Origin of the sequence: Curtobacterium sp. JUb34 (assembly GCF_003755065.1) — a bacterium.
Taxonomy (GTDB): domain Bacteria; phylum Actinomycetota; class Actinomycetes; order Actinomycetales; family Microbacteriaceae; genus Curtobacterium.
The window spans coordinates 247,518-266,465 of the sequence record NZ_RJVH01000003.1 but is presented as its reverse complement, the minus strand read 5'-3'; the positions used below and the strand labels follow the sequence as shown (position 1 = coordinate 266,465).

General features: G+C 72.5%; 15 protein-coding genes. 10 read left to right on the top strand and 5 right to left on the bottom strand.

Annotated features, from left to right (window positions below):
- Positions 1–8 precede the first annotated feature (8 nt).
- A complete protein-coding gene (locus EDF63_RS12445) occupies positions 9–3,299 on the bottom strand; it encodes an ATP-dependent DNA helicase (protein WP_260233093.1) in 3,291 nt (1,096 codons plus the stop codon).
- Positions 3,296–6,451 (bottom strand): UrvD/REP family ATP-dependent DNA helicase, encoded by a 3,156-nt coding sequence (locus EDF63_RS12435; RefSeq protein WP_185021411.1) that lies wholly within the window; start codon positions 6,449–6,451, stop codon positions 3,296–3,298. The genes EDF63_RS12445 and EDF63_RS12435 overlap by 4 nt, the downstream gene beginning before the upstream one ends.
- 127 nt (positions 6,452–6,578) lie before the next feature.
- Between EDF63_RS12435 and EDF63_RS12430 the strand changes: the two genes are divergently transcribed.
- Positions 6,579–6,803: a DUF3107 domain-containing protein gene (locus tag EDF63_RS12430; protein WP_111084998.1), complete on the top strand. Its 225-nt coding sequence runs from the start codon at positions 6,579–6,581 to the stop codon at positions 6,801–6,803.
- A 4-nt stretch (positions 6,804–6,807) separates the two neighbouring features.
- Complete coding sequence (locus tag EDF63_RS12425; protein ID WP_123313349.1) at positions 6,808–7,104, top strand: hypothetical protein; 297 nt, start codon at positions 6,808–6,810, stop codon at positions 7,102–7,104.
- Here EDF63_RS12425 and EDF63_RS12420 read toward each other — a convergent pair.
- Positions 7,101–7,814: a ferritin-like domain-containing protein gene (locus EDF63_RS12420; RefSeq protein WP_260233092.1), complete on the bottom strand. Its 714-nt coding sequence runs from the start codon at positions 7,812–7,814 to the stop codon at positions 7,101–7,103. The genes EDF63_RS12425 and EDF63_RS12420 overlap by 4 nt on opposite strands.
- Before the next feature lie 93 nt (positions 7,815–7,907).
- Between EDF63_RS12420 and EDF63_RS12415 the strand changes: the two genes are divergently transcribed.
- Complete coding sequence (locus EDF63_RS12415; RefSeq protein ID WP_123313348.1) at positions 7,908–9,410, top strand: DEAD/DEAH box helicase; 1,503 nt, start codon at positions 7,908–7,910, stop codon at positions 9,408–9,410.
- Positions 9,411–9,599: 189 nt separating this feature from the next.
- On the opposite strand, the gene EDF63_RS12410 is transcribed toward EDF63_RS12415, so the two are convergent.
- Positions 9,600–10,472, bottom strand: coding sequence for a PHP domain-containing protein (locus EDF63_RS12410; protein ID WP_123313347.1), 873 nt, complete (start codon positions 10,470–10,472; stop codon positions 9,600–9,602).
- 69 nt (positions 10,473–10,541) lie between these two features.
- Between EDF63_RS12410 and EDF63_RS12405 the strand changes: the two genes are divergently transcribed.
- Positions 10,542–12,026, top strand: coding sequence for an aminopeptidase P family protein (locus EDF63_RS12405; RefSeq protein WP_123313346.1), 1,485 nt, complete (start codon positions 10,542–10,544; stop codon positions 12,024–12,026).
- A 9-nt stretch (positions 12,027–12,035) separates the two neighbouring features.
- Positions 12,036–12,524 carry a GNAT family N-acetyltransferase gene (locus EDF63_RS12400; RefSeq protein WP_123313345.1) on the top strand — a complete coding sequence of 163 codons (489 nt, stop codon included), beginning with the start codon at positions 12,036–12,038 and terminating at the stop codon, positions 12,522–12,524.
- Between the two features lie 32 nt (positions 12,525–12,556).
- On the opposite strand, the gene EDF63_RS12395 is transcribed toward EDF63_RS12400, so the two are convergent.
- Entirely contained in the window at positions 12,557–13,474 is a 918-nt protein-coding gene (locus EDF63_RS12395) for a general stress protein (protein WP_123313344.1), read from the bottom strand.
- An 84-nt stretch (positions 13,475–13,558) separates the two neighbouring features.
- On the opposite strand from EDF63_RS12395, the gene EDF63_RS12390 reads away from it, so the two are divergent.
- The 5 genes from EDF63_RS12390 to EDF63_RS19070 all read left to right on the top strand — a co-directional run bounded on the left by EDF63_RS12390 (position 13,559) and on the right by EDF63_RS19070 (position 18,900).
- Complete coding sequence (locus EDF63_RS12390; RefSeq protein WP_123313343.1) at positions 13,559–14,878, top strand: magnesium transporter MgtE N-terminal domain-containing protein; 1,320 nt, start codon at positions 13,559–13,561, stop codon at positions 14,876–14,878.
- Positions 14,879–14,930: 52 nt separating this feature from the next.
- A complete protein-coding gene (locus EDF63_RS12385) occupies positions 14,931–15,431 on the top strand; it encodes a DUF1003 domain-containing protein (RefSeq protein WP_111085044.1) in 501 nt (166 codons plus the stop codon).
- The gene (locus EDF63_RS12380) at positions 15,424–16,584 is read left to right on the top strand and encodes an Mrp/NBP35 family ATP-binding protein (RefSeq protein WP_123313342.1); all 1,161 of its coding nucleotides are present in this window, start codon (positions 15,424–15,426) and stop codon (positions 16,582–16,584) included. Before EDF63_RS12385 ends, EDF63_RS12380 begins: the two co-directional genes overlap by 8 nt.
- Positions 16,585–16,594: 10 nt before the next feature.
- The gene (locus EDF63_RS12375; RefSeq protein ID WP_123313341.1) at positions 16,595–17,443 is read left to right on the top strand and encodes a bifunctional 2-polyprenyl-6-hydroxyphenol methylase/3-demethylubiquinol 3-O-methyltransferase UbiG; all 849 of its coding nucleotides are present in this window, start codon (positions 16,595–16,597) and stop codon (positions 17,441–17,443) included.
- Between the two features lie 170 nt (positions 17,444–17,613).
- Positions 17,614–18,900 (top strand): carbohydrate-binding protein, encoded by a 1,287-nt coding sequence (locus tag EDF63_RS19070; RefSeq protein ID WP_221180562.1) that lies wholly within the window; start codon positions 17,614–17,616, stop codon positions 18,898–18,900.
- Positions 18,901–18,948: the final 48 nt, after the last annotated feature.

The window sequence follows — 18,948 nt, the reverse complement described above, 5'->3', positions numbered from 1 at the left end:
TCCGCCGGTCAGCTGATCGCGGCCGTCCAGGCCCGCTCGAGTCCGGCGCGGTCCAGCAGCTCGGTCGGACGCACCTCGAGGTCGTCCGCGACGAAGTAGAACACCGCGTCGACCTGGTCGAGCGGCCGTCCGGTGAACTCGGCGTACGCCACCCGGTACAGGGCGAGCTGCAGGGTCCGGCGGGCCAGGTCGTCGGCACCGGACGGCGCCTTGCCCGTCTTCCAGTCCACGACCTCGGCCCGCCCGTCGATCTCGTAGACGGCGTCGAGCTTGCAGACGACGCTGTGCCCGAGGAACGGGATGTGGATCTCCCGCTCGACCTCCACCGGTGTGCGACCGGCCCACCGGGAGCGCGCGAAGGTCGCCTGGAAGTCGGCCAGCCGTCGGGCGTCGTCGTCCGTGACCACGGCGTCGGGCGAGGCGTCCACCAGGTCGTCGGCGTCGAGGTCGAGCTCGTCGCCCCACACGTCGAGGGTCTCGAGCGACCCGCCCGTCCGGGCGCGTTGCTCGACCCACTGGTGGAACAGCGTGCCGAGCCGTGTCGCGCGGTACGGACGCTCCGGCATCGGCCGACGCAGGCGCTCGGCCACCTTGTCCGGCTCGGTCAGGTAGTCCTTGAAGCCGGAGGCCGGCACACGGTGCGGGACCACGACCGCGTGCTTCGCGTTCCGGGTCGCGCGTCGTTCGGCGAGCAGCAGGTCGATGTCGGCGGCGTACCGCCCGGAGGCGCCGGGGTTGGCGTTCCGCACCCGCTCGGCCGCCGCGAGCACCCGGGGCGCCCGCTGGCCGAACGGCACGTGCGGCCAGAGCTGCGTCGCACCGTCCTCGCCGAGGGGGTTCTCGTCGTGCACGGTGGTCTCCGGGATGGCGGTGTCGTCGACGACCCCGGCCTCGACCAGGTCGTGCAGGTACCGGCTCGGCTCCGTGGGGCGCACGCCGCCGGCCCAGAACGAGCCGGACACGAGCAGGTCGTGGCGGGCACGCGTCAGCGCGACGTACGTGAGTCGGCGTTCCTCGTCCTCGTTGCGGGCCTTCACCTGCTCCTTGAAGGCGTCGATCGCGGTCGTGACGTCCTTCTGGGTCTCCTGCCCGCGCCACGCCAGGTTCGGCAGCTCGGCGCCGTCCCCCCGGAACTCGTACGGCAGACGGCCGAAGCCGAGCCACCCGGACGAACCTTCCTGCGGGCGCGCCGGCAGTCCGCCCTCGACCATGCGCGGCACGGCGACGGCGTCCCACTCGAGGCCCTTCGATCCGTGGATCGTCAGGATCTGGACCGTGCCCGCTTCGGGTTCCTCGGAGCGCGGGCCCATGTCGTCACGACGGGCCGCGGCGTCGATCCACCCCAGGAAGGACCCGAGGTCGGCGCGGTCGTCGGTGGACACGAACCCGGCGAGTTCGTCGATGAAGGCGTCGAGGTACGCCCCGCTGCCCTGCTCGTGCGCCGCGACCTCGATGTCGAGCCGCATCTCCTGCACCACGAGCGTCACGAAGTCGACCAGGTCGCTGCCGGCCCGCGACCGCAGCATCGCGAGCTGCGCGCCGAGCGCCCGCATCCGGCTGCGACCGGCGGGCGTGATGCCCTCGAGCGCACCGTGGTCGTCCGGCGCCGTCGCCACGAAGTCCAGGGCGTCGACGATCGAGCCGTGCTCCCCCGCAGCGACCGAGGCGCGGAAGGCCGCCGTCAGTTCGTCGTCGAGGCGCTGCTGGGTGTGGTCGCGCTGGAACAGCCAGCGCGCGAGGTGGTGCAGGGCGACGACGTCCGCCGCGCCCACCCGCCACCGGGCGCCCGCGAGCAACCGGATGAGGTCGTTGCCGGCGGCCGGGTCGTGCAGCACCCGCAGGCAGGCGACGAGGTCCACGATCTCGGGGCGCTGCAGCAGGCCGCCGGTCCCGAGCACGTGGAAGGGCACCGCGCGCGCACCGAGTGCAGCGGTGAACGACGCCAGGTCCTTGCGGGCACGGAGCAGCAGGGCCATCGACCCGGTCGGGTTCCGCTTCCGGTGGTCCTGGAACCACGCGGCGACCTCGTCGGCCTCTTCCGGCAGGGTCTCCGGGAACACCGCACGGACCGTCCCGGTGTCGGCGCCGGGTCGCGGTGACAGGCGCTCGACGTCGACCTCGGACGCTTCGGACAGCGGCGCCACGATCGCGTTCGCCCCCGCGAGGACGTCGACCGGGTTCCGCCAGCTCGTCGACAGCGCGAACGTGACGGGCCGCGCCGCGTCCGGCTCGGTCCCCCCGAAGTCGCGTGGGAAGCGGGCGAGGTTCGCGGCGCTCGCACCGCGGAACCCGTAGATCGACTGGTGCGGATCGCCCACTGCCATCACCGAGTGCCCGCGGAACAGCCGGGCGAGGAACCGGGTCTGCACCACCGAGGTGTCCTGGTACTCGTCGAGCAGCACGACGCCGAACCGCTGCCGCAGGTCCGTGACCACGCGCGGCGCGGACTCGGCCGCGGCGAGCGCCAGCGCGATCTGGTCGGAGAACTCGACGAAGCCCCGGTCGACCTTCTGCCGCCGGAACTCCGCGACCAGGTCGGCGAGGGGTTCGAGTGCACCGATCGCGGCGACGGCGTCGGTGATCGCCTTGTACGGCTTGCCCCGGTTGCCGGGCAGCTCGAGCAGGTCGGAGAACTCGACGGCGAAACGACGGAGGTCCTCGGGTTCGACGAGGTGCTCGGACGTCGCACCGGCGAGCGCCACCACGGCCGCGGTGAGGGTGTCGACGTCGCGGTCGAGTCCGGCCAGCCGGTCGTCACGCGCGGCCACCACGACGCGGCGGGCCAGCTGCCAGGCGGAGGGCTCGGTCAGGACCTGGGACTCGCCGTCGCGGCCGACGAGCAGGGCGTTCTCGCGGAAGACGGCGTTCGCAAACGCGTTGTAGGTCGACACCGTCGGCGCTTCGAAGGCGTCGCCCGGGGTGATCAGGCCGACGTCCTCGAGCGCACGGATGCGGTCGTTGATGCGGACCGAGAGCTCGCCGGCGGCCTTGCGGGTGAACGTCAGGCCGAGGACCTCGTCGGGGCGGACGAGGCCGTTCGCCAGGAGCCAGACCACGCGCGACGCCATCGTCTCGGTCTTGCCGCTGCCGGCGCCGGCGACGACCAGGGCGGGGGCGAGCGGGGACTCGATGACGGCGCGCTGCTGCGCGGTCGGGCGAGGACGGCCGAGGGCGTCGGCGATGGCGTCGGCGCCGTGCCGGATCGCGGGCGCGACAGTCCCTGCCGTGTCGGTCACGTCGGTCGTGTCGGTCACGTCGGTCGTGTCGGTCGTGTCGGTCGTGTCGGTCGTGTCGGTCACCAGGTCACCTCCGCGACCACGTGGATGCGGCACTCGACGCCGGTCCGGGCCTTCTCGCAGTGGTCGTCCACGTTCGCCAGGAACGTGCGCCCGGCCATGCCGCGCGCGACCCCGTGCAGGCGCTCCCGGTAGGCGTCGCGCGCCTCGGCATCGAATGCGTGCTGGGTCCGCTCCGAGTAGGCGTGCCCACCGCGCGGGTTCTGCACGAACACCAGTCGGGCGTCCGTCATCACCGAGCCGGCCGGCACCCCCTCGACCGCGCCGTCCTCGACCGCCAGTTGGTAGGCGCCGAGCTGCGGGTGCTCCGGCATGTCGCTCTTCTCGCTCGGCATCGACCGGCCGGTCTTCAGGTCCACCACGCTGACGCGGCCCTCGGGGTCGACCTCGATGCGGTCGATGCTGCCGCGCATCCGGGCGGGGCCGGTGACCAGGGCGAACGAGGTCTCGGCGCCGAGCAGTCGGCGGCCGGCCCCGGCGAAGGTCCGCAGGTAGTCGCTGAGTCCCTCGATCATCCGCCGGGTGCGCGCGCGTTCACGGTCGGCGACCCACGGCGACTCGAAGGTCAGTTCGTCCCACCGGGCCTCGACCCGCTCCCACAGCGACTCGACGTCGATCTCGGTCGCGTGCTCCATGGCCTCGTGCACGATCGTGCCGATCCCCATGGCCGGGCTCGGTGCGCCGCCGCCGAAGGTCTGCACGAACCAGTGCACGGGGCACTCCTCGAACGTGCCGATGCGCGACGGCGAGACGGACACGGTCGGCGCGACGGGTTCACCGCCCTCGACCTCGGGGGCCGGATCGGCGTCGAGGTCGACCAGGGGCTCGTCGGTGGTCGGTTCGGCGAGGCCGTACCAGTCGTCCGGTGCGGCGCCGGGAACCTCGGCCTCGGCGAGGCGGGCCAGTGCCGAGGCGGCCTCGTGGTCGCCGGACAGCACCACCCGTCGGCGCAGTGAGCCGGCCAGCCCCCGCAGGGACAGTGGGTGCACGGTCGGCTGCCGGTCCGGCGGCACCGGCACCAGCCGGACGAACGGCGACGGGGACTCGTCGTCGTTGGCGACGGTGCCGATCACGACCTGTGTGGTGGCGCGGGAGACGGCACGGGCGAACAGGCGGAGTTCGTCGGCGACGACGGCGGCCCGGTCGTCGATCGGCGAGCGCTCGACGCCCGATGCCGCCCGGACCAGCCCGTCAGGGTCGAGCAGGCTGCCGCGCACCCGGGTGTTCGGCCACACGCCGTCCTGCAGGCCGAGCACCACGACGACGTCGCACTCGAGGCCGATCGTCGCCGAGGGGGTGAGCACCCGGACGCGGCCGGCCGTGCGGTCGGGGCCGATGGAGTCCTCGGGCAGGTCGGCGCCGAGCAGGTCGTCGACGAACACCCGGGCCGGGGCGTCCGGGGTGCGTTCGACGAACCGCTTGGCGGCGGTGAACAGGCCGACGACGGCGTCGAGGTGCCGGTCCGCCTCGCCCGCTCCGACCCCGCCGGCCGCGGACTGCCCACCCCACGACTTCGCGAGGCCGCTGCGCTCCCAGAGCCCCCAGAGGATCTCCTCGATGCTCGACCCGGCCTCGGCGTCGGCGTGCGCCTGCACCAGGCTGCGCGCGAGTCGGGTCGCCCGCCTGGCGAAGCCGGCGTCGAGGGTGGCCAGACGTTCCGGGGCGCCGAGCGCGTCGATCAGGAGCTCGTCGGCGGTGCGGGTGCCGTCCCCGGCGAGTTCCTCGCGCCGCAGGGCGAGTCGGAGCCGGCGCATCGCCAGGGTGTCCAGGCCACCGAGCGGGCCGGTGGCGAACGCCGTGGCCAGGGCGGCGTCGAGCGGCAGCACCCCGAGGGCGACCGCTGCGGCGTCGAGCAGCGCGCGCGCTGCCGAGTCATCACGCGGACGGACGGGCGCGGCGCCGGCGGTCGCCGGGACCTCGGCCACCGAGAGGGCACGCACGAGCTCGGGGATGGCGGCGCCGCTGCGGGTGACGACGGCCATCCGGTGCCACGGCACACCGTCGAGCAGGCGGTGCTCGCGGAGCCGTCGGGCGATGGCGACGAGCAGCGCCGACCGGCTCGCGGCCTCGAGGTGCACGACGGCGTCGGCTCGGGCGTCCTCGTCGCTCGCCGTCGCCGCGCGCTGCCGACCGGCCGCCGCCGTGCCGATGCGCCCCGTGATCCCCGAGACCAGCGACCGGATCGGCGCGGGGTACCGGTGCACGGTGCCCAGGACGAGTTCGTCGACCCGGTCCACGCCGAGTCGGACCGCCAGGCGACCGAGCACGTCCGGTTCGGCGCCGCGGAACGCCGAGGCGGCGATGTCCGGGTCACCGAACGCGACGACCTGCACGCCGGACCGGGCGAGCGCGCCGAGCAGCGCCACCTCGCCCTCGACGAGTTCCTGGGTGTCGTCGACCACGATCAGCCCGAGGGCCGCGATGCTCGCCGGCAGCTCCCCCCGCAGCACGGCGGCGGTGGCGAACGCGACGAGCTCACCGGAGTCGAGGCTGGTCGCACGGAACGCCGTGACCGACGCCCGGTACTCGTCGACGAAGTCGCCGACGGCCCGCCACTCGGGTCGACCGCCCTCGTCGGCGAGCTCGCGCATGTCCTCGGGTTCGACACCCGCCGCCACCGCACGCATCATGACGTCGCGCAGCGCGGTCCGGAACCCGGCGCGCTCGCGCACCACCGCGGTGATCGGCTCGGGCCAGTCCGGACCGGTACGGTCGAGCTCGTGGCCGGCGAGCAGGTCGGCGATGATGCGGTCCTGCTCACCACCGGTGAGCAGCGTCGGCGCCTCCTGCCCCTGGACGGCGGCGGCGTGCGCGACGATCTGGAAGGCCAGCGAGTTCACGGTCCGGGCGAGCGCACCCGGCACGACGCGGTCGACGGCGGCCGCGAGTCGGTCACGCAGCGCGGTGGCAGCGGTCCGCGCCGAGGTCAGCGCGAGCACCGTGGCGTGCCCGTCGGGACTGATCGCGTCCGGTCGGTGCAACCGGTCGGCGACGAGCCGGGCGAGCGTCGTCGTCTTGCCCGTGCCGGGCGCCCCGATGACCGCCGCGTGTCGACCGTCCGGCAACGCGAGCACGGCCGCCTGGGACGGGTCGTCGACCAGGGCACGTGCGACGCCGGCGTCTGCGGGAGCTGGCGTCAGCGTGGTCTGCGGCACGCTCGTACGGTACCCACGACCGCCGACACCACCCGGTCGGGCGCGGGCGCGGCGTGCACCCCGGCCGTCGAGTGCGCCCGCGGCGAACGTCCGATGTCCTCCGGGACGGCTCGGATACGCTGTGCTCGTGGACATCAAGATCGGCATCATCAACAGCCCGCGCGAGATCGCGTTCGAGACCGCCCAGACCGCCGACGAGATCGAGAAGGCCGTGTCGGAGGCCCTCGCGTCGAAGGCGACGCACCTGTCGCTCCAGGACGAGAAGGGCCGCCGCTTCATCGTGCCGGTCGCCGCCCTGGCGTACGTCGAGGTCGGCGCGGAAGAGGCACGCCGCATCGGCTTCGTCGCCTGACGACGTGGAACTGCTCTTCGCCGTCCTCGGCGGCCTGATCATCGGCGGGATCGCGCACGTGGTCCTGCCGTGGCGCGCCAGTCGTGGCGTCCTGATCGGGCCCGCCGTGGGCGGCATCGCCGCTGCCGTCCTGTGGGAGGCACTGACCTGGGCCGGCTGGCAGTACGACGCCACCTGGATCTGGGTGGTGGCCCTGGTCGGTGCGGGCGTCGTCGCCCTCGTCGTCGAGTGGCTGCTCGGGACGCGCCGCGACAAGAGCGACGTCGAGTACTACGAACGACTCAAGGCCCGCGGGGCCTAGGCCGTCAGGCCGAGCGCGTCCATCCGGCGTGTGTGCGCGGCGATGAGCTCCGTCCAGACCGGCTCCAGCCGCTCCTGGTCCTCACGCGCGTGCGACGCCAGGGCCGACCGCGCCACCAGCAGGGTGTCCCCGACGAGCCGTCGGCCCCACATCGCCAGGCGCGAACCGACCTCGGGGTCGTCCTCGATCCGGGCGGTCAGTTCCTCGACGACCGCGGGTTCCTCACGCGCGTCGAACACGGAGCGCAGCCGTTGCCGCACGTCGTTCGGCAGCGAGCGCAGCAGGTTGCCGAACAGGTCGTTCAGGATGCCGGCCGTGACGTAGCCGGTCAGCATCGACTCGTACCAGTCGGCACCGCTCGTGCGTTCGAGGAACCGGTCGATCGCCTCGCGGTGCGGCGCCATCAGAGCCGCCGGGTCCGAACCGTTGCGCTCGATCTCGGCGACGATGGTGCGGTGCCGGTCGAGGGCCGTCGTCGCGAGCACGCCGGTCACCAGGCGACCGGACAGCGTCGGCGCCGAAGCACCGGCGCGACCCATCGTCTCGTAGACGGAGAGCTGCAGGTACGCGGCCTGGCCCAGGTACACGTCCAGCTCCGGGGTGACGTCGTCGAGCGCCAGGCGCTTGACCTGGGCTGCGCCTCGCGGGTTCCGCGACGCGAGCCACGCTGCTGCGAGCTGCGCCGCGCGCTTCCGGTTCCACCACGACACCACCCGGAGAGCATAGCGGGAACCGCCTCGCGCCCCGCTCCACCCGCCCATCGGTAGACTGGCCGGGACTTCCACCAGAACTAAGGTGATTCTTTGACTTTCGCAGACCTCTCCATCGAGCAGGACATCGTCGACGCGCTCGCGGGCAAGGGCATCCTCGAGCCCTTCCCGATCCAGCAGCAGACGATCCCGCTCGCCCTCACCGGCCAGGACATCATCGGCCAGGCCAAGACCGGTACCGGCAAGACCTTCGGGTTCGGCCTCCCCCTCATCCAGCGTCTCGGGGCCGACCCGGCACCCGGCGTCAAGGCACTCGTCGTCGTCCCGACCCGCGAGCTCGCGGTCCAGGTGACCGAGGACCTCGAGGTCGCCACCTCGAACCGCCCGACCACCATCGCGGCGATCTACGGCGGCAAGGCGTACGAGGGCCAGATCGAGCAGCTCAAGGCCGGCGCCCAGATCGTCGTCGGCACGCCCGGGCGACTCATCGACCTGCAGCGCCAGCGGCTCCTCGACCTGTCCCACGTGCAGGAAGTCGTCCTCGACGAGGCCGACCGCATGCTCGACCTGGGCTTCCTGTCGGACATCGAGCGCATCTTCCAGGCCATCCCCGAGGTGCGGCACACGATGCTGTTCTCGGCGACGATGCCCGCGCCGATCGTCGCCCTCGCCCGCCGGTTCATGAGCCGTCCGGTGCACATCCGGGCGACCGACCCGGACGAGGGCCTCATGCAGGCCAACATCAAGCACCTCATCTACCGCGCGCACTCCCTGGACAAGGACGAGGTCATCGCCCGCATCCTCCAGGCCGAGGGCCGCGGCAAGACCGTGATCTTCACCCGCACCAAGCGCGCGGCGGCGAAGCTCGTCGAGGAGCTCAAGGACCGCGGGTTCAACGCCGCGGCGGTGCACGGCGACCTCAACCAGGAGCAGCGCGAGCGCGCGATGGCCGCCTTCAAGGCCGGCAAGCGCGACGTGCTCATCGCCACCGACGTCGCCGCCCGCGGCATCGACGTGGACGACGTCACGCACGTCATCAACCACACGATCCCGGACGACCCGGACACGTACCTGCACCGCGCCGGCCGCACCGGCCGTGCGGGCAAGACCGGCATCGCGGTCACGTTCGTCGACTGGGACGACCTGCACAAGTGGACGCTGATCGACAAGGCCCTCGAGTTCGGCATCCCCGAGCCCGTCGAGACCTACTCGTCGTCGCCGCACCTGTTCGAGGAGCTCGACATCCCGAAGGGCACCAAGGGCCGTCTGCCCGGTGCCTCGTCGCACGCAGCGTCGGCGGGTGCCCCTGCCGAGAAGCGCAGCAGCGACCGTCCGGCCTCCGGTCCGCGTGACGCCTCGCGTTCGCGGTCGCGCAGCCGCACCCGGTCAGGAGGCGCGGAGCAGCCCGCCTCGCAGGCCTCTGCCTCCGAGTCCGCGGCTCCGACCTCCGCGCCCACCGACGACACGTCGGCCACCGAGGGTGGGACCACCGACGGCGCCGCGAAGCGTCGTCGCCGTCGCCGCCGTCGCGGTGCCGGCACCGGCGATGCCTCGGCGACCGCCTCGGCACCGCAGGGTTCGTCGGACGGCGAGTAGCGCCTCCAGTCCGAAGGGTCCGTCGCTGACGCGACGGGCCCTTCGTCGTCTCCACCCGCCGACTGCGCCCGCGAAAGCGACAGATCGCCGCGAACCGTCGGCGGGAATCTGTCGCTTTCGCGGATCGGTCAGGCCGCGCCGCGCGAGATCTGTCGCTTCGGTGAGACGGCGCGACGGGTCAGGACTGCGTCAGGACAGGCGTGAGCCGGGGCCGACCACGGGTGCGCTGCCGGTGGCCTCGGACAGGATGGTGTCGAACGCGGCCCGAGCGGTGCGGTGCTCGCCGAGCCGGTTCGGCTTGCCGGTGCCGTGGTAGTCGCTCGAGCCGGTGACGAACAGGCCGTAGCGCGACGCCCAGTCGAGCAGGGTGCGTTTGCCGTGCGCGAGGTTCTCGCGGTGGTCGACCTCGAGCCCGCCGAGCCCCGCGTCGACGAGGTCGCGGAGCATCGGCTCGTCGATGACGATCCCCCGCGACGACGCCGCCGGGTGCGCGATGACCGGCACGCCGCCGGCCTGTCGGATGAGTTCGACACCGCGCAGGGGCGACGGCGCCTCGTGCGGTTCGTAGTAGCCGGACGCCGGGTGCAGGATGCCGCGGAACGCCGCGCTCCGGTCGGACTCGAGGCCCCGGGCGACGAGCGCGTCGGCGATGTGCGGGCGGCCGATGGTGGCCCCGGGACTCGCCTGCGCCAGCACGTCGGCCCAGGTGATCGGGTGGTCCTCACCGATGCGGTCGACCATGCGGTGTGCACGCGAGAGGCGGCCGTCGCGGATGCGGTCGGTCTCCTCGACCAGGCCGGGGTCCTGCGGATCGACCAGGTAGCCGAGGACGTGCACGCTGCGGAAGCCGATGCGCGTGCTCAGCTCGAGACCCGGCAGGAGCGTCAACGGCAGCGCACGTGCGGACTCCGACGCGTCGGCCCAGCCGGCGGTCGTGTCGTGGTCGGTCAGCGCGACGGCGTCCAGGCCGGCGGCCGCGGCCGCTCGGACGAGCTCCGCGGGTCGCTCGGTGCCGTCGGAGACACTCGAGTGCGCGTGCAGGTCGATGAACGGGTCGGGCACGTCGACAATGCTATCCACAGGTGCGGGGCCGCAGAGGACGCCGGGGCAGCGCGGTGCGATGATGGAGCCATGGCCGACACGACTCCCCGCGCGACGAGCAACCGTTCCACGACCCCCGGGTCCTCGACCTTCAAGGACTTCATCGGGTCCCAGTGGGCCGACCGTGAGCAGACGATCCCCGCGCCCCGCGAGCAGGCCGCCTTCGCCGCCGAGCGTCGTGCGCGCATCTCCGAGCTGCACCCGGGCCGCACGATCGTGGTCCCCGCCGGCCAGGCCAAGGTCCGCTCGAACGACTGCGACTACCCGTTCCGCCCGCACTCCACGTTCGCCCACCTGACCGGGTGGGGCACCGACACGGTCGTCGGTTCCGTCCTCGTGATGACGCCGAACGGCTCCGGGCACGACGCCACGCTCTACTTCCGCGCCACGGCCGGTCGTGAGTCGGAAGAGTTCTACGCGAACCCGGAGATCGGCGAGTTCTGGGTCGGCCCGCGTCCCTCGCTCGACGCCGTCGCCGCCGACCTCGGGCTGGCCACGGCCGACCTCGGTGCCTTCCCGGCCGTCGCCGACGGGCTCGACGCCTCGGCGCTGCTGGTGCGCGAGGCCGACGACGACCTGACCCGCACCCTCGACGCACGACTCGGCAGCGCCGTCGGCGGCGCGCCGGAGACCGACGACGCACCGGCCACCGACGACGTCCTCGCCCGTGACCTGTCCGAGCAGCGCCTGGTGAAGGACGCGTACGAGATCAACGAGCTCCGCAAGGCCGTCGACGCCACGAAGCACGGCTTCGACGACGTCATCGCCGACTTCGACGCCGTCCTCGCGCATCCTCGCGGTGAACGCATCGTCGAGGGCACCTTCAACCGCCGGGCCCGCGCCGACGGCAACACGGTCGGCTACGACACCATCGCCGCCTCGGGCCACCACGCCTGCATCCTGCACTGGACCCGGAACGACGGTGCCGTCCAGCCGGGTGACCTGATCCTCATCGACGCCGGGGTCGAGGTCGACTCGTTCTACACGGCCGACATCACCCGCACCCTGCCGGTCAGCGGCACGTTCTCCCCCGTCCAGCGCATGGTCTACGACGCCGTGCTCGAGGCGGCGGACGCCGCGTTCGCGATCGTCAAGCCGGGCATCACGTTCCGCCAGGTGCACGCCACCGCGATGGAGGTCATCGCCCGCAAGACCGCCGAGTGGGGCTTCCTGCCGGTCTCGGCAGCAGCATCCCTCGAGCCGGACAACCAGTTCCACCGCCGCTACATGGTGCACGGCACGAGCCACCACCTCGGCCTCGACGTGCACGACTGCGCGAAGGCCCGTCGCGAGATGTACATCGACGGCGTCGTGCAGCCCGGCATGGTGTTCACGATCGAGCCCGGCCTGTACTTCCAGCAGGACGACCTGACCGTGCCCGAGGAGTTCCGCGGCATCGGCGTCCGGATCGAGGACGACATCCTGGTCACCGAGGACGGCGCCGAGAACCTGTCGGTCGGCATCCCCCGGACCCCCTCGGAAGTGGAGGGGTGGATCGCCCGCTCCGGCCGCTAGCCTGAGCGGGTGACGACGCCCGACGCCTCCACCGACGCACGCACGCCGCAGTTCTCGATCGAGGTCGAGCACTTCGACTCCCCGGACGCGCAGCGACTCCGTGCCGCGCAGCGTCTGGAGATCGACCGCGCCTACGGCGGCGACACCGAACCCGGTGAGAAGCCGACGGCCGACTCCATCGCGGTGTTCTTCGTGGCGCGCGACGAGGCGGGCACCCCTCTGGCGTGCGGCGGTCTCCGGGTCGTCGCCGACGGCATCACCGAGATCAAGCGGATGTACGTCCGGCCGGAGTCCCGCGGCTCGGGTGTGGCAGCCGCGCTGCTGCGCCGGCTCGAAGAGGCCGCGCTCGACCTCGGGTCACCCGCGCTCGTGCTCGAGACGGGGAACGAGCAGAAGCGCGCCGTCGGGTTCTACGAGCGCGAGGGCTTCACGCGCATCGCCAACTTCGGCCCGTACGTCGGTGCCCCGCTGTCGATCTGCTACTCGAAGGTCTTGTAGGACCCAGCCGGCAGACCCGGGGGTCGCAGGGGTCAGGCGCGCTCGTCGTCCTTCGGGGACGACGCGGACGACGGGGACGACGCGGACGACGGTGCCGACGGTGCCGACGGCGTCGCACCGGGCACCCGCTCGCCGTACTGCGGCGGGTCCTGCGGACGACGCTCGGGGATCGCCGGCCCGCCCGAGGTGGGTCGGTCGGCGGGGGCGGCAGCTGCCGGGTCCGCGTTCTCCCCGTACCGGGGCCCGTCGTTCGTGCCGTACCGCGGCGGGGCGGTGGGCGCATCCGGCTGCCCGCCGGGGGCCGACGTGCCGGACTGCTGCGGGCCTCCCGGCTGCTGGTGGGGTGTGGCGTGTCCGCCGTACGGCGACTGCTGCGGCGGGGCGGGACGCCACGGCTGCTGTCCCTGCACGGGCGCACCGGGAGCGCCCTGCTGGGGCTGCTCGTTCCAGTGCGTGGACGGCGTCGCGCCGTGCTCGCCGAGGATCCGCTGCGCCTGGCCGGTCAGCTGCGGGTTGACGACGATCTGGTAGTTCGTGGCGAGCACCTGGTGGACGCTCGTGAAGTCGCGCTGGCGCTTGGTGATCGCGAACGAGACGATGCCGTAGAGCATGCCGAACGCGGCGCCGATGATCGCTGCGGCGAGGATCAGGCCGCCGGCGCTCGGCGAGAACAGGGTGAGCACGATGCCGAAGAAGATGCCGAGCCAGAGCCCGGACAGCGCTCCGGCGATCGCCGCACGGCCGTAGGTCATCTTGCCGGTGACGCGCTCGACGGTCTTCAGGTCGTTGCCCACGATCGAGAGCTGGTTGACCGGGAAGTCGGCGTCGGCGAGCTTCGCCACGACGCGCTGGGCGTCGGGGTAGCTGTCGTACGTGCCGAGGACGTCGCCCTTGGGCAGCGTCGGGAAGGCCTGGGCGGTCCTGCCGGCGAAGGGACTCTGATTGCTCACACAGCCATCATTCACCGCACACCTTGCAATCGCACGTGCACCGCCGGGGAAGCGCCACCACGCACACCGACTACGCTGGGTCGGGTGAGCGCCACGAAGGTCTTCGTCGCCCGCCTCGCCGGGTGCTCCGTCTTCGACCCCGCGGGCGACCGCGTGGGCAAGGTCCGGGACGTCCTGGTGGTCTACCGCCGGGCCGATCCCCCGCACGTCGTGGGGTTGATCGTCGAGGTGCCGGGCAAGCGCCGCATCTTCGTCAGCGTCGGGCGCATCACCTCGATCGGTGCCGGCCAGGTGATCACCACCGGGCTCGTCAACATGCGCCGCTTCGAGCAGCGCGGCGGCGAGGTCCGGGTGATCGCCGAGATGCTCGGCCGCAAGGTGCTCATCAAGAACCAGCGGATCCGCGCCACCATCGAGGACGTCGCGATCGAGGACCGCGGGCAGGGCGACTGGGAGGTCGCGCAGCTCTTCCTCCGCAAGCCGAAGACCACGCCGTCGCCGTTCGGCAAGGGCCCGACGACGTTCGCGACGTGGAACGAGGTCACCGAGGACGAGCTCCCCGGCGAGGCCCAGTCCGCCGAGCACGTCATCGCCGCGTACTCCGACCTCGTGCCCGCCGACCTGGCGAGCACCCTCCTCGACCTGCCGGAGGAACGCCGGTTCGAGGTCGCCGAGGAACTCCCGGACGACCGGCTCGCCGACGTGCTCGAGGAGATGCCCGACCAGGAGCGCGTCGAGATCCTGTCGCGGCTCGAGGACGCCCGCGCGGCGGACGTGCTCGACCAGATGCAGCCCGACGACGCCGCCGACGTGCTCGCGCAGTTCTCCGACGAACGGAGCGAGGCGCTCCTGCAGCTCATGGAGCCGGAGGAGGCGCAGGACGTCCGCATGCTCCTGGAGTACGAGCCGGACACCGCCGGTGGTCTGATGACCACCGAGCCCGTCATCGTCTCCGCCGACGCGACCGTCGCCGAGGGGCTCGCGCTCGTCCGCCGCCACGACCTCGCCCCGGTGCTCGGTGCCGCGGTGTGCGTCACGCTGCCGCCGTACGAGCCGCCGACCGGCCGGTTCCTCGGGCTGGTGCACTTCCAGCGCATGCTCCGCTACCCGCCGAACGAACGGCTCGGCACGCTCATCGACCAGCAGACCGAACCGGTCCGGGTCGACGCGAGCGCCGCCGAGGTCACCCGCGTGATGGCGACCTACAACCTGCTGTCCGTCCCCGTGGTCGACGACGCCCACCGCCTCGTCGGGGTGGTGACGATCGACGATGTCCTCGACCACGTCCTGCCGGACGACTGGCGAAGTCAGGGCGAGGGGGAACCCTCACCGCTTCCACGCCAACGCCCGCGCAAGACACCCGTGACGACGGGAAGGAGGACCACCCGTGGCCCGAACGGATGAGAACCGTCGCGATCGCGAGCGCTCCGACGTCCGCCTCGACTCCCCGAAGGGCATGCGCACGCGCGTGCTCCCGACCCGCCGTCGCGGCGGACGCGGTGACACGTTCGGTCGCGCGACCGAGGGCATCGCACGTGGCATGGGCACGCCGTGGTTCCTCATCGGCCTCACCCTGTTCTGCGTGGTCTGGATGGGCTACAACACCCTCGCGCCGAAGCCGTGGCAGTTCGACTCGGCAGCGATCGGCTTCACCGCGCTGACCCTGGTGCTGTCGCTCCAGGCCTCGTACGCCGCGCCGCTCATCCTGCTCGCGCAGAACCGGCAGGACGACCGCGACCGCGTGCAGTTCGAGCAGGACCGGCAGCGCGCCGAGCGGAACCTGGCGGACACCGAGTACCTGGCGCGCGAGGTCGTCGCGCTCCGGCTGGCGATGCGCGACATGGCGTCCAAGGACTTCATCCGCGCCGAACTCCGGTCGCTGCTCGAGGAACTCGACCGGCGCGACGCCGACGACGCCGGGTACGCGAACGAGCCCGGCAGCTCCACCCGTGGCTGACGCGGCTCCCGCCGACGAGCAGCTGGGCACGGCGGTCCTCGCTGCGCTCGGCCGCGTGATCGACCCCGAGATCCGTCGGCCCGTCACGGAGCTCGACATGATCCGCGGGGTGGACGTGCAGCCAGGAGGCGCGGTGCGCGTCGACCTGCAGCTCACGATCGCGGGGTGCCCCGCCGCCGACACCATCGAGCGCGACGTGCGCGTCGCCGCCGGTTCCGTGGACGGGGTGTCGTCGGTCGAGGTCGACGTCTCGGTGATGGCCCCCGCGACGCGTGCCGCGCTCACCGAGCGCCTGCGCGCCGGACGGCCGAACGGCATCCAGTTCACGGCGGACTCGCTCACCCGGGTCATCGCCGTGACGAGCGGCAAGGGCGGTGTCGGCAAGTCGACGGTCACCGCCAACCTCGCCGTCGCGCTCGCCCGACGGGGCCTGCGGGTCGGGATCGTCGACGTCGACGTGCACGGCTTCAGCATCCCCGGGCTGATGGGGCTCACCGACGAGCACGGCGTCGCGCCACGTCCGACCCGCGTGGACAGCATGATCCTGCCGCCCGTCGCCCACGACGTGAAGGTCGTGTCGATCGGCATGTTCGTCGACGACGCCTCCACCGCGGTGTCCTGGCGCGGCCCGATGCTGCACCGCACCGTGAACCAGTTCCTGACCGACGTGTTCTTCGGTGACCTGGACGTCCTCCTGCTCGACCTGCCGCCCGGCACCGGCGACGTCGCGATCTCGGTCGGCCAGCTGCTCCCGCACGCCGAGGTCCTCGTCGTCACGACTCCCCAGGCCGCCGCAGCCGACGTCGCCGAGCGCAGCGGGATCGTCGCTCGGCAGACCGGCCAGCGGGTGATCGGGGTCATCGAGAACATGGCCGGGCTCGTGCAGCCCGACGGCTCGGTCCTGCACCTGTTCGGCGAGGGCGGCGGCGCCGAGACCGCGGCCCGGCTGTCCCGTGGCCAGGACACCCCCGTCCCGGTGCTCGGCAGCGTGCCGTTGTCCGTGCCGCTGCGCGAGGGCGGGGACACCGGCCTGCCGGTCGTGCTCGCCGCGCCGGAGGACCCCGCGGCCGTCGCACTCGCCGCGATCGCCGACGGCATCACGACCATGGGGCGCGGACTGGCCGGACGGAAGCTCGGTCTGTCGCTGTCCTAGGCTCGTTGCCATGAGCATGGATCACGTCAGCGTCGACTGGGACCGCGCCCGCGACACGAACCGGGCGAACTGGGACGACCGGGTCCCCATCCACGAGGGTGCCTACGCGATCGACGAACTGACCGACCCGACGCACCGCTCCGACGTCGTGCGCGACGACCTGCCGGCGCTGACGCCCTGGCTGCCGAACGGATCGCTCGCCGGCCTGGACGTCTGCCACCTGCAGTGCCACATCGGCACCGACACCGTGTCGCTCGCCCGAGAGGGCGCCCGGCTCACCGGGGTCGACTTCTCCCCCGCGGCGCTCGCCTCCGCCGCCGGCCTCGCGACGCGGCTCGGCCTCGACATCACCTGGGTGGAGACCGACGTGCTCGACGCCCGCGCCGCGGTCACCGGCGACTTCGACGTCGTCTACACGAGCATCGGGACGATCACCTGGCTCCCCGACCTGGACCGCTGGGCCGCACAGGTCGCCGGCCTGCTGCGCCCGGGCGGGGTGTTCTTCATCCGCGACGGCCACCCCGCGCTCTACGCCCTCGACGAGACCGCCGACGAACTCGTCACCCGGTACCGCTACTTCCCGGACGGCACCGCGCAGCAGTGGGACGACGCCGGGACCTACGCCGGCGACGGCACCGTCGCGAACACCCGGACGTTCGAGTGGCCGCACCCGCTGTCCGAGATCGTGAACGCCCTGCTCGGCGCCGGACTCCGACTCCGCCGCCTGGACGAAGGGCGCACCCTGCCCTGGCGCTTCAGTCCCCGCATGGAGGACACCGGCGACGGTTCGTGGGCGTGGCCGGACGTCGATCGTGACCGGATCCCGCTGACCTACACGATCGTCGCCACCCGCGACTGACGGCTCGGGCATCCGCCCGTCCACCTGACGCACGCCTGTACGTTCGTTCATGGACAGGTCGTTCCACCCCGGAGCATTATGCAAGGGCATTGCACAATGCCCTTGCGGAATGTGACCGTCAGGGCTCCACCCGTCGGACGAGGACGTCCGGCCGAGGACAGGAGAACCGTGTGAACCAGAACACCCGCGTGCGATCGGGCCTCGTGGCCACCATCGCCGCCGTCATCGTCGCCGGAGGCTCGCTCGCAGCAGCGCCAGCCCTCGCCGCGACGACCTGCGCCACCGCCTGGAGCGCCGGCACCGCCTACAACGGCGGAGCCACCGTCAGCGAGAACGGAACGAACTACACCGCGAACTGGTGGACGCAGGGCGACGACCCGGCGACCCACTCGGGGGCGACGGGCAGCGGCCAGCCGTGGACCTCCGCCGGGGCCTGCACCGGTTCCGGCGGCGGCACCACGCCGCCCGGTGGGGGGACGACGACCCCGGGCACTGGCGGGAGCGGCGGAACCGCCAAGGGACTGGTGTTCAGCCCGTACAAGGACATCACCGTGAACCTCGACTGGAACACGAACGTCATGAACACCGCCGTCACCGGCACCCGCATCCCGGTCGTCGGGTCGAGCAACAGCCTCGTGTCCACCCGCGAGCCCGGTCTCAAGGCGATCACCCTCGCCTTCGCGACCGGCACGTGCGGCAGCGAGAACTGGGGCGGTGTCGCGGCGGATGCCTTCGCGAACGCCAACATCCCGAAGCTCGACGCCGCCGGGGTGGACTACATCGTGAGCACCGGCGGCGCGGCGGGCTCGTTCAAGTGTTCTGGCGCGGCGCTGCAGAGCTTCATCGCCCGGTACGCCACCCCGCACATGATCGGCGTCGACTTCGACATCGAGAGCGGCCAGTCCGCCACGGACGTGCAGAACCTGGTGAGCGCTGCTGCCCTCGCCCAGGCGAAGTACCCCGGCATGCGCTTCTCGTTCACGCTCGCGACCCTGGCCGCCAGCGACGGCTCGTACGGCGGGCTGAACAGCACCGGCGACGCCACCGTGAAGGCGATCAAGGCGTCGACCCTGACGAACTACACGATCAACCTCATGACGATGGACTTCGGCCGCGCGACCGCCGCGAACTGCGTGCTCTCCGGCTCCACCTGCCAGATGGGCAAGTCGGCGATCCAGGCCGTCACGAACCTGCAGCACACGTACGGCATCGCGTCGTCGAAGATCGAGGTCACCCCGATGATCGGCGTCAACGACACCACCGACGAGGTCTTCACCCTCGCCGACGTCGACACCCTGTCCGCTTACGCGAAGGCGAACGGCCTCGCCGGGATCCACTCCTGGTCGCTCGACCGGGACACGCCCTGCGCCTCGACCACGGCGTCGCCGACCTGCAGCTCCGTCCCGAGCGCACCGGCGCTCGCCTGGACGGACCGGTTCCTCGCCGACCTGCGGTAGCCGACATGCAGTAGTCGTCACCACACGGACGACGGGAGGCCCGGTGCC